7 protein-coding genes and 1 pseudogene are annotated in these 11,604 nt (G+C 60.8%); 4 read left to right on the plus strand and 4 right to left on the minus strand.

All coding sequences use genetic code 11. From position 1 onward, the window contains the following. Positions 1 to 62: 62 nt before the first annotated feature. A complete protein-coding gene (locus IT540_RS04205; protein ID WP_291173729.1) occupies positions 63 to 1,712 on the plus strand; it encodes an autotransporter domain-containing protein in 1,650 nt (549 codons plus the stop codon). Positions 1,713 to 1,953: 241 nt separating this feature from the next. Here the strand turns inward: IT540_RS04205 and IT540_RS04210 are convergent, their stop codons facing one another. The 4 genes from IT540_RS04210 to IT540_RS04225 all read right to left on the minus strand — a co-directional run bounded on the left by IT540_RS04210 (position 1,954) and on the right by IT540_RS04225 (position 5,343). Beyond that, a complete protein-coding gene (locus IT540_RS04210; RefSeq protein WP_291173732.1) occupies positions 1,954 to 2,826 on the minus strand; it encodes a glycine betaine ABC transporter substrate-binding protein in 873 nt (290 codons plus the stop codon). Positions 2,827 to 3,066: 240 nt separating this feature from the next. Further along, a complete protein-coding gene (locus IT540_RS04215; RefSeq protein WP_291173734.1) occupies positions 3,067 to 3,735 on the minus strand; it encodes a VOC family protein in 669 nt (222 codons plus the stop codon). A gap of 318 nt (positions 3,736 to 4,053) precedes the next feature. Beyond that, positions 4,054 to 4,248, minus strand: coding sequence for a 2TM domain-containing protein (locus IT540_RS04220; protein ID WP_291173737.1), 195 nt, complete (start codon positions 4,246 to 4,248; stop codon positions 4,054 to 4,056). Between the two features lie 279 nt (positions 4,249 to 4,527). Next, a complete protein-coding gene (locus IT540_RS04225; protein ID WP_291173740.1) occupies positions 4,528 to 5,343 on the minus strand; it encodes an AraC family transcriptional regulator in 816 nt (271 codons plus the stop codon). Positions 5,344 to 6,061: 718 nt separating this feature from the next. On the opposite strand from IT540_RS04225, the gene IT540_RS04230 reads away from it, so the two are divergent. The 3 genes and pseudogenes from IT540_RS04230 to IT540_RS04240 form a co-directional block, all read left to right on the plus strand. Then, positions 6,062 to 6,304: a hypothetical protein gene (locus IT540_RS04230; RefSeq protein ID WP_291173742.1), complete on the plus strand. Its 243-nt coding sequence runs from the start codon at positions 6,062 to 6,064 to the stop codon at positions 6,302 to 6,304. A gap of 413 nt (positions 6,305 to 6,717) precedes the next feature. Beyond that, complete coding sequence (locus IT540_RS04235; protein WP_291173745.1) at positions 6,718 to 10,263, plus strand: caspase family protein; 3,546 nt, start codon at positions 6,718 to 6,720, stop codon at positions 10,261 to 10,263. Between the two features lie 378 nt (positions 10,264 to 10,641). Further along, positions 10,642 to 11,553 (plus strand): annotated as a pseudogene (locus IT540_RS04240) (biotin carboxylase N-terminal domain-containing protein); the annotation flags it as partial. Positions 11,554 to 11,604 lie beyond the last annotated feature (51 nt).

Below are 11,604 nucleotides of genomic sequence, written 5' to 3' on the forward strand. Positions count from 1 at the left end.
AGCACGACGCGGGCAACACGACCCTTACGGGGGCATCCAACTGATTTTTGGGAACGACGACGGTGTCGGGCGGGACGCTGACAATCGCCAATGCGCTCAGCGGATCGGCCCTCGTCGTCGGCGGCCAGTTCGTGGTCGATGGCCTTTTCAGCGGGCCAGTCGAGGCCCACACAGCCGGCGTCGTCTCCGGCACTGGAACCATTGCGGCGCTCACCATCGGCGCCGGCGGCGTGCATTCCCCCGGCAATTCCATCGGTGTGCAGTACATCACCGGCGACTACGCGAACCACGGCACGCTGCTTATCGAAGCCACGCCGACCGCGGCCGACAGGATCGTCGTTGGCGGATCTGTCGACATCACCGGGGCCACGCTCGATGTCCTGCTCTCGCCGGCCGATGCATCGAGCTGGAACCTGCTCAACGGCCCTTTCATCATCATCGACAACCTGAGCCCCGGCGCTACGATCGGCACCTTCGGTGACGTGACTCGCGACCTGCTCTTCCTCGATACCATCCTCGATTATGCGGGCGGCGACGGCAATGACGTGACCCTGGAGTTGCGGCGTAACGATGTGGCCTTCGCAGGCGTTGGCATCACGCGCAATCAGGTCGCGACCGGCACGGCCATCGATACGCTCGGCGCGGCCAGTCCGATCTGGCGCGCCATTGCCTTGTCCAGCACTCCGGACGTCGCGCGCGCAAGCTTCGACGCTCTTTCCGGCGATATCCATGCTTCGATGCGCACGGCGCTGATCGAGGACAGCCGCTTCGTCCGCAACGCCATGAACGATCGCCTGCGCACGGCCTTTGGAGGGCGCGTCGGTGCATCGCTCGCGCCGCCCTTGAGCGACGCACCCGGCCAATCACCGATGCCCGGTTTGCCTGATCCTTCCGCGCCGGGCTTCTGGAGCCAAGCCTTCGGCTCCTGGGGCATGACCGGCAGCGACGGCAATGCCGCGCACCTCGATCGCTCGACAGGTGGCCTGCTGGCCGGCGTCGATGGGATCATCGCCGATTGGCGTGTCGGCCTGCTCGCCGGCTACAGCCATTCCCGTTTCGACAGCAACCGTCGCGCGTCATCGGGCTTGAGCGACAATTATCACCTCGGTCTCTATGGCGGCACTGCATGGAGCAATCTCGCCTTCCGCTCCGGGCTCGCCTACACGTGGCAAGACATCGACACGCGCCGTTCGGTTGCCGTCCCCGGCATCGCCGAGCGCCTGACCGCGGACAACGACAGCGGCACCTTCCAGGCCTTCGGCGAATTCGGATACGGCATGGGTGCAGGGGCGAGCCGCTTCGAGCCCTTCGCCAACCTCGCCTATGTGAACTTGGATGGCGACAGCTTCAGCGAGCGTGGCGGCGTCTCTGCCTTGTCCGTCGCGAGCGGCACGACCGGCGTCACCTTCACCACGCTCGGCCTGCGCGCCGAGCAGCGGCTCGCACTCGGCACAATGGACGTGGCACTTCGCGGCATGATCGGCTGGCGGCACGCCTTCGGCGACACGACTCCAGAGAGCTTCCATCGCTTTTCCGGAGGGGACGTCTTCACGATCGCCGGCGTGCCGATCGCCGACAACACCGCGGTGATCGAGGCCGGGCTCAATCTCGATCTCGCGCCCAACGCGACGTTCAGCGTCTCCTACGTTGGCCAGATCGCATCGGACGCCCAGGATCATGGCGTGAAAGCCGATCTCGCCATCAGGTTCTGAACTGGAAGGATGAATGGTCGTGAAGCGGTCGCACATCTCTGCGCTCGCCGCCTGCACATTGGCGGTCTCGAAGCTTCCGGCCATGAGACTTCTCTCCATCCCAATGACACACGATATATCTATGTGAATATAACGATAATGACAGCCCTTCGATGGGGGCGGTTAATTGTCGGTTAGGGATCGAGCTGCACCGGATTGAACAAATCGGTGTTAAGAGCGATCCCCTCGCCGTCCATACATGTCAGTCCTTCTGCAAGGGATTGGCCGCAAGCCATTTCTTCGCCGCATCCCGCGGTGTGAGCCCATCGACATTGACCCAAAGGTCCATCTCCGTGACCGCGTCGATGCTGAGCTTGATATTGGCAAGGCGCTCGAGTGTCGCCGGTGCGAGTTTGCTCATCAGCATCTCATGCCCGAGAAGGACCGCTGTGTCGCCCTTACCGTAAATGCCCTTTGGCTCCTCCAGCACGCGCATTTTGTAGGCCGCGTTGAGCCACTGCGGCTGCCAGAGAGGCATGACAAGCCAACGTTGCTCGGCCACTGCCTGCTTGAAGTTCTCGATCCAATCTTTCGCTTCGCCCGGTATCACCTCGTAGCCGGCCGCATCGAGACCATAGGCTTCGCGGATCTTCGCGGCGCCGACCATGAGGCCCGACGTTGCGCCGATGCCGCGGATCTGCTTGTCCATGCGCTGTGCGACGTCCGGCTTCTTGAGGTCGTCGATGGAGCGTACGAGGTCGGCAGGAACGTAGTCGGGCACTGCCCAGTAGAGCCGGGCATCGCCATAGAGGTCGCCGATGACGAACGTGGCGTCCTTTACCTTCGCATAGAGTGGCGCATGACCGTCCGGCAGCCAGGCGGCGGCCAGGATATCGATCTCGCCGGCGCCGAGCTTCGGGAAGATGTCGCCGTGACTGCCGGCTGTGACGTCAACCTTGTACTCGTCTTTCTCAAGCACCTCCTGCACGATCCCGCCGACCACAGCGTAGAACGACAGACCGACTTGACCGAGCCGGATCGCGCGGTCCTCAGCGCTCGCAGACGGCGACAACGCTGCCGCCAATACCATCACAACGGCTGACACTATGCTTTTCATCTCGATACGTCTGCTCATGTGATCCTCCCGCGGTACTTCGAGGCAGCACATAGCAAAGGTCCGGCTCGCTCAATGGGTGAGTTGATGCAGGGCCCGCATTTTTGTCACTTGAACGTCGTCCTCCGTCAGATCAGGGAGCTTATTGCGCCTGAGCGGCCTGTGCGACAACAAGGCCGCCAAAACTAGTGCCGAGCAACAACGCGATCGTAGCGCTTTATGCACATCGTCTCTGGTCTCCTCCTGTGCGGACCCGAGCGGCTAGCGATTGCCGCGAGCGCGATGGTGAGCGTCAAAGCCCTTCGCGAATATCTGCTTCACGGGTCCGAGCGCTTGGACAAACTCGAGCTGCTCGCCTTCGGAGCCCTTGCAGTAGATCAACCTCCATCCGTTCGACTGCCCTTCAGTGATGCCGTTGCTGTTCGCCTCCATCGGCGCGCCCAGCCGCTCCTCCTCTGTCGCCACGGTGATGACGCGGTTGGCTCGGACCTGCGTCATACCGCGTCGCGCCGCTTCCCCTTCGAGATCGGCGATGAACGTGTTGAAATCGACATCGTCGCGGATGTGGAAGCAGATGTGCATCATGCGAGGGAAGGCAGGGCTCATATGGTCGAGCGGCTCGGCGAAGGCGCTGCCGCTGCCGGCGGGCTGCTCGGCGTCGCGGTATTGCAGCAGTTCGATCACGACATTGTCGAACTGGATGAAGCGTACGTCCAAGCGCTGCGCGCCGTCTCTGAGGTCCGGGATTCCCATCGTGCGCGGATTGACCTGACGCACGTGTGCTTCGATCTCCTGATCGGTCAGCAGCGTGTTGTGAATGCGCTCGCCGTGGAAGTCGCCGTCGCGCATGATCTCGGTCCCTCCGAGCACCTCGGTATAGAACTCGAAGGCGCGGTCCATTTTCTGAACTGTGAGACCGAAGTGCTGCACGCCCTGAAGCCGCGCGCCGAGCGAGCCGGAGTCCCCGGCTCGGCTGGCCGCTGCGGAGGCTGAAGGGGCCGAGAACGTTCCCGTGCCAGCGATTGCCAACGCGCCGGCAGCGCGAACGACTTCCCGTCGATTGAACTCTGACGGGCGATTGTTGTCGATGTCTCCCGCCAATGGAAACGCCCTTATAATTTGAGTGGATGCGAACCGGCTGTCGCTTTTGCGCGAACGCCGTCAAGAAAAGGACTGCCGGGGCGCGCCGAGAACGACATTCGATACGCCCGCTTCCAGCATGCAGGGCCCGCCCCGTGCATGTACGAGTTAGGCGGTCTTTTTCTTGGTGATGCTGGGACTTAAGCCAAACCACCAGTGAGCAAGGAGTCCGACGCCCCAACCCAGCAGAACCCACAAGGCCCAATAGGGCGGACCGATCCACATATTGACGATGAAAAGCAGAACCATGCTGAGCACGAATACGATCGCATGGATGCGGAAGCCGAGTTTCTTGTCGGCCATACTAGCGTGCTTCACGACGATCTCCGTTTCAGTCGGCAGCATTTGACGAAGTACGATAGTAATTCTCTCGGGAACGTGAGCGGAGGTGTGCCTAACAGGCAGGAAATTGTAGCCGAACCGCTAAGGCCGCGATTTCAGATTCTTGCTATTCTTTTTGCGAATTAGGACCTGCGCAGGCGCGGTTAAGCGGTGTTTATTTGGGCCTGCCCAGCGGTAAGAAACCGACATCTCGTTGATGTAGACGGAGACTGAGTGTCACAGTCGCGTGAGAACGTATGTTTAGGGCGATTGGGTTTGCCGATACCTGCCCGGCGTTACGCCGAGCATTTGACGGAATGTGGTTGTAAAATGCGCTTGACTTGAGAAACCACAAGCCAAGGCCACGTGCGCCAAACCGATCTCGCTGCTCCTGAGCATCGCGCGAGCTCGGGCGATACGGCGGGTGAGCACGTATTTGTGAGGTGATATGCCGGCCGTCTCCTCGAAACTTCTAGCGAAGTGATAAACGCTCATCGCGGCAACGCAGGCGAGCGACGTCAGCCTCAAATCCTGGTCGATGTTCGCGTCGATGTAGTCGACGACACTTGCCATGGTGCGGCCGGGGATCTTTCCAAAGGATGCCCGTCCCCGGCGCTCGCCGTGTCGCGACAGGCGTCTAAGAAGTACCTCGGAAAGGATTACCGCCCAACTGTCGAGAAGGAGATTTGTCGGTTCGATCGACCAAGCCCTGTTCTGAATGCTTCGCAGGGCGGATTCCAACGGTGCGTCTTCGATGTCCGCCAGCATCCTGAAATCGGTATGTGCGAGTTCCCGGTCGAAGAGCGCGTCGCATATCGTGCCCAGAAAGAGGACTGGGAGATGGAACTGCACGAAGCTTACGGGCTGCTCGAAGCGCCAGTGTGCGCCCTCGAAAGGTAGCGTTGTGATCTCCCCGCTCGCCTTATCATCCCGCCAGGCCCGCCGTCCGCCGTTCGTACGCATGGAAAGGCTGAGGAAGGTGGAATCACTTGCCTGTGGTGCGTCCTCTACCGTCGAATGCCAAAAGCTCATTTTGAGCGTGGTGTTTTCGCCGATGCCGATCGTCTTCGTGGGCACGATAACGTTGCGCTCGATATGCCTGGGTAAACCGGTAGACTTAAACGCACGATAGAATTGGAGGCCTAGTCCGCCCAGTTGATCGTCGCGATGGCGGGCCGCATGTTGATCAAAATCCGCTCGTTGAGACAGAGACCGCAAGCGACCCACGCCATAGCCCTCCCCAAACTCAACCTCGACGGTCCCAAAATAACCAAGGGCTCCCTGTGCTTGCAAGAGAGCGCTATTGAGCACAGCTCCCTGAAGCTGGCGTTGCCACAACTGCGCTGAGTATCGTCGAGCCATCCAGAGATAGGTAGTCTAGTTGTCTATCTTGGCCTGGTGGGAGGTCGGTGGCGTATCGACCAATGCCCAGTATGTGTGGGCCTCGGCCCTCACTGCGAAGACCTCTTGCTAGCTTTTAATAGAAGCGCGCTCGCGGGCGTTGACGAAGCCACAGTGGACGCTCGCCCAATGAATTTCACTCTGTGCTGTACATCACGCCAAATGTCCGCTTTCTCGGCGGAGCAACACACTCAATCTCGTCGCTCGGTCCCAGAAGTGGAAGTAGCCAACCTTATAATCGGCGACGTGGATGTCCTCGCCGACCATGTCCACTGATTGGTGAAACCGGGCGGCGCTCGACGACAGCGAAAGTCTCTCGCTGACCCAGGCCTGCTTACCGTAAGCAGAGGAAATTAGTCCCTCCGGGCTGGAAGCAGGGTATAAGCTTTGGTTCATGGCCATGAGCGAATTATCGCAAGGACCCGTTCTGGGTCTGGAACATTCGCGGCGACATCGAGCTGAGCAAAGGTTTGAAGCTCTTCGCCGGCTCAATAATCTGTTCGACGTCAACGAGCATCCGATCTTCATCACGCTCGACAAGAAACCCTGCATCGCCAATCCCACATCCCAGAACGGCGGTTGCGGCACATCCATGCCGGGACGTGAATATCTCGTTGGATTGCAGTGGCGTTGGTAATGAAAACGGCGGCCGGCGCGATTGCGGGGGTCGCAGCACATTTGGCATAGGAACTCGATTTTCAGATCGCCAAACTGACCAACACGCCTACGCGTTTCACTCTCCCGCTTGTAGAGAGGAATGGTCGAGTGGCCGGGAAGGGGACTGTACTGCGTGGGTAGCGTAGCGGTCGCTGCGCGCACGGAACCGTGATGAGCGTCTAATGGATTCTTGGCAGAACCAAACTCAAGAGACTTGATTGTGTCGAAGTAGGGTGGTGTGGTGACCTCGCGGTATCGATCCATATAAGTCCGGCGCTGTTTGGGTTGCCGGCGGAGCGTGCCACGCGGCATTCGTGACCGTGCTCGACGTACCGGAAACTATTGCGTTACCCGGCGGGTCGAAAAGACCGTCTCGATACTCAAGGGTATTTCATGTCGAAATTGCGCTTCTTTGCACTTGTTTTTCTGGTCCTTTTCGTTGGGTGTCTAAGTGCCAACCCGCCGTTGGCACAACCAGGCGCCACGACATGCCATCTGCGAGATGGCTCATTGTCCGGGCCGATGCCCCAGCTGTCCGTCGCCATCAAGCAACCTGAGCAACCCATCAGGACCGGAGCCCCGATCGCAGTCGAGTGGAAGCTTGCTGGTGAACTGAACCCGGCCTGCCGCGCGCCGCTATACCTTGTGCTTTCGACGACCGCGCGGAGTCGCTTCGAAGGCGAAAAATTCCTCGCGTTCCCACCCGGGGCGCCGGGACCCTACGCCATCGCATATGAGCTCGCCAGAACACGTGTTTTCGTGCCCCTGCACCTCGGGCCAGGCCAAGCGAGCGGCAATGCCCTGATCAAGGTCTATCAGGCCGGACCGCTGACGCTGGACTGGGCGCTGGTCGAGGTCTCGAAACTGAAAGCGGATGCTAAGACAGCCAAAGACTTCGCATTTGGCCAGGAGTGGGTCGGGAGCGTGACGCGCCTCGGAGACGAATTGAATGTTATCGGGGGGAATCCGGAAATCGTCATCCGTGACCGGTTCACGACCGAGGCACCACAAAAAACCATCCGATCGAACTCGGGAGAGTTCGAGCTCCAGGTCTTCGACAAGTTCTACCGCGTGCTCGACAGCAAGACCGGGGAGCTACTGCAGGAACGTAACGGGTGGGATCCAAACTTCTCACCGTCCAGCCGCTTCTTGGGCGCCTTCGCCGATGGTCCGGGTTTCGAGATCATTGATCTCTATTCCGGTACGGTGGTGACGAGCGAGGCCGAGCTGCGCCGGAACAGGGGATATCGCGGCAGGGTGCACTTGGCTGCCTGGTCGACAGGTGATGCAGTGTTTGCGCTGAGCATCTGGGGTTGGGCCGGCATCGAGCTCCAGCAGGCTCTCGTGGACGGATCGCAGCGTTCCTTCACCGATACCGGATGCCACGCTTGCCAGGGCGTGGAGACCGCTTTGGTTTTGGATTTCGAGGGCGCCATCACGACGTGGGGCAACGGGGGGCAAATTTTTGGCGACGGATGGGAGAGCCTGCTCGACCACTCAATCGGAACGAGCGCTGTTGAAGCCGCGTCCTTCGAACAAATCCCGCCTCAAGCAGACGAGCCGAGCGAAGTCTGGGAGAAGCGGCGCACATTGCAGGCAGAGCTTTCCGCCCGCGCTTTCGCAAGAGTCTCTTCGGCGGCCTTCTTCGATTCCGGCCAACTCGGCGACTCTTGCGCAATAGAGGCATCCGACCGCATCAAGTGGTGTCTCGACGGCCCACTTCTGTTGAGTCATCACTGCGCGCTCGACACCAATGGTGTCTGCGGGGCGCATACGGCGGATGAGGAGGCCTGGAAGAGAGAGCTCGCCGAGCTCGCTGCTCTGCGCTTGGTGCACAAAGGCCCACCCGCGGCGCCGGCACCACAACAACTGGTGGCTGAGGCAAGACTAGCAACAACGCGAGGCGGCTTTGCAATGCATCGATCCGACAAGAGAGCCGGACCGAGCGCAGAGGACGCGCAAAGCTCGGTTTGGAGCCGCCTCCAACAGCTCGACCTCACCGTGAATGGAGAAGGGCCGCTCAAGCCGGCCGTTGAACTGATCGACTGGGAGAAGGCATACGATCATCCCGATCAGGTCATCGCCCCGATCATCGCGTCAATTCCGTCGGCCGCCAAACGACTTCCGATCCGCGAGACCGGCGGCGACGTGGACCCCGAGTACAGTGGCCATGACAGCGAGGCAACGCTGATCGACCCGACCTGGATTCGGCAGCTCGCCACCTTCTCCGTCGGGGAGCGTACCTATTGGCTGATCCATTCGTACTACAGCCAGGGTGCGTCGAGCCGCAATTTCTTCGCGCTGCTGCATGGTACCAAGACCGGGCCCAGCGAGATGGCGGACTTGGCCAGTCGATTGAAATATAGCGTTGGCAGCCAGCCGTCGGGGCTCAGTCCGGACGGAACGCTTGAGTACACCGACGAGCGTGGCACGACCATGGGATTTGGCGGCTGGCCAAGCGACTTCGACAAAGTCACTGTCGCCTTCGATCGCTATCTTATCCTTACGGGGCATTGGCTGGGAGCCAATCTGCGCTGGGTGCTGCTGTTCGATTTGAAGTCCGATCAGATCCTGCTGTTCAACCGTGATATTCCAGCGGCCACAAACCTCGATGAGTTTGGTGTGACAGCGGATGGCCGTACTCTGGTCCAGTACAACGCCGGAGGGCAATTGCACTTCTACGACGTGGCCAGCGGCGCCATCGTCCTGCGCGGCTTCCATATCGATGACGAGCTGATTGTTTATGATCCGCGCGGATATTACTCCGCATCGCCCGAAGGGTCACAGTTCATCTTCCTGAAGTTTCCGGGCCTGCCGGGCTACAATTCCCTGCAGCAGTTTGCCCGCACGCTCAAACGGCCGGCTTTGATCAAAGCCGTGTTGGCCGGCAACGCGCAAACGCCCGATCCGCTGCTGACGCCGCCACCGACACTTCACCTTGCTGCCGAAGTCACCGGAGCTTCCGCCCAACGCACGGCGAAGCTGCGCATCGTTGCCAACTCTGCCATGGGTTTGGAAAAAACGCGCATCTTCATCGACGGGCAGCTGGCCGGCGAGCATGCAATGTCGGGGCGCAGCGCCGATCTCGACATCACTCTTCCGCTCAAGCCCGAGGCCCGGTGGGTAACTGTCGTTGCGGTCGACGCCGTCGGCTATGAAAGCGTGGCACAGGGCGCCCCTCTCGCCGGCGCAGGCAAGCCAGTCGACAGTCGGCTATTCGCCATCTCGATCGGCACCGACCGTTACGACGATAACAAGCACATCGCCCAGCTTAAATTAGCCAAGACGGACGCACGCAACTTTGCCAAGAGCGTGGAAGGCCTCAAGGGCCGGACCTACGCCGATGTCGAGGTTACGAGCTTCCTTGATGCCGAGGGTCTGAGGGGCGCGCTGCTCGCCAAGCTGCGTCAGTTGACAGCCGCCACGCAGCCCTCCGACACGATCATGCTGTTTGCCGCCGGCCACGGCTTTCGCGATGTCAAGACGGGCCAGTTCTATCTGGCAACACGGGAGACGCGGCTCGCCGACCTGGCGGCCACATCGATTTCCTGGGAGGATATCGCCAAGGCGCTCGACGGCACCAAGGCGCGTTTGATCGTCCTGCTTGATGCCTGCCACTCAGGTGCCGCTGATGGTGGCGCGAATGACGATGCTGTCTCGAGTCTGATAAAGAGCGGAACCTCGATGACGGTGCTGGCCGCAGCCAAGGGTCGACAGAGCAGCTATGAAGACCAACACGCCGGCGGCGGACAGTTCACGACGGCCCTGGTGCGCGCCATCACAACGGGCCGAAAAGGAACGGATAGCAACAGCAACGGTGCGATCGAGTTGGCTGAGGTCTACGGCGCCGTCAAGAAGCAGGTGGTCGCCGCCACGGTCGGCCGGCAAACCCCGTGGATTGCACGCAATCTGATGGTTGGTGAGATTCCGGTTTTTTGAGCAGGACCTCGGTTGGCGGCAGGCCGGCACGCACGCTCCGCGGCAGGCGCCGGTCTGGCCGTCACCGGGGTACCGGCCATGCCGGGTGGGCTGACTGGAATCGTTTGACCCACCTCCGACGTCAAGCGCGGCCCGGCGATGGGGGATCTTTATGGACTCGCCAAGGCGAGTTTGCAGACATCCGATAGGTTCCGGACAACCTTGTCGTGCTCGCCGCGGATCAACGCCGACTCGACCTTGGTCTTGGCCCTCCTCGATGTGCAATGCGACCTATTCTTGTTGACCATCAGCGGTATTCAGGGTTTGCAGGATGCAACGCGGCGCGCTTGCGAAGCCCTTGGCTTCCATCCAACTCCATACGGTCCTGCGAGGTCTCTATTGAAAGTCACGAAGCTGCTTGTCGCGAACCGTTCTGAGATAGCGATCCGTATTTTCCGTGCTGCGAACGAGCTTGGCATCAAGACCGTCGCGATCTGGGCTGAGGAGGACAAATACGCGCTGCATCGCTTTAAGGCCGATGAGTCTTATCAGGTCGGCCGCGGTCCTCACCTTAACCGCGATATGGGGCCGATCGAGAGCTACCTGTCCATCGAGGAAGCGATCCGCGTGGCGAGGCTTTCGGGCGCGGATGCGATTCATCCCGGCTACGGCCTGCTGTCGGAAAGCCCCGAGTTCGCCGAGGCCTGCGCAGCGGCTGGCATCGTCTTCATCGGGCCGCGACCGGATACGATGCGAAAGCTTGGCAACAAAGTGGCTGCCCGCAACCTTGCTGTTGAGATTGGCGTACCGGTGGTGCCGGCGACCGACGCGTTGCCCGACGACCTCGACGAGGTGAAGAAGCTGGCCGCGCGGATCGGCTATCCGCTGATGCTCAAGGCGTCCTGGGGCGGCGGCGGCCGCGGCATGCGGCCCATCACATCGGAAAAGGAACTCGAGGCCAAGGTGCTGGAAGGCCGGCGCGAGGCCGAGGCCGCCTTTGGCAACGGCGAGGGCTATCTGGAAAAGATGATCCAGCGCGCCCGCCATGTCGAGGTCCAGATCCTGGGCGACAAGCAGGGCAACATCTATCACCTGTGGGAACGCGACTGTTCGGTGCAGCGGCGCAACCAGAAGGTCGTCGAACGCGCGCCGGCACCCTATCTTTCTGGCGCGCAACGCGAAAAGATCTGCAACCTGGGCAAGAAGATCTGCCAGCACGTCAATTACCAATGCGCCGGCACCGTCGAATTCCTGATGGACATGGATTCGGGCGAATGCTTCTTCATCGAGGTCAACCCCCGCGTCCAGGTCTAACACACCGTGACCGAAGAGGTCACCGGCATCGACATCTTGCGCGCCCAG

Source organism: Hyphomicrobium sp. (assembly GCF_020852195.1).
GTDB lineage: Bacteria > Pseudomonadota > Alphaproteobacteria > Rhizobiales > Hyphomicrobiaceae > Hyphomicrobium_C.

Coding starts and splice junctions, on each gene's coding strand:
- IT540_RS04230 (WP_291173742.1), top strand. CDS start 6,062: ATGGCCATGAGCGAATTATCGCAAGGACCCGTTCTGGGTCTGGAACAT.
- IT540_RS04210 (WP_291173732.1), bottom strand. CDS start 2,826: ATGAGCAGACGTATCGAGATGAAAAGCATAGTGTCAGCCGTTGTGATG.
- IT540_RS04235 (WP_291173745.1), top strand. CDS start 6,718: ATGTCGAAATTGCGCTTCTTTGCACTTGTTTTTCTGGTCCTTTTCGTT.
- IT540_RS04220 (WP_291173737.1), bottom strand. CDS start 4,248: ATGGCCGACAAGAAACTCGGCTTCCGCATCCATGCGATCGTATTCGTG.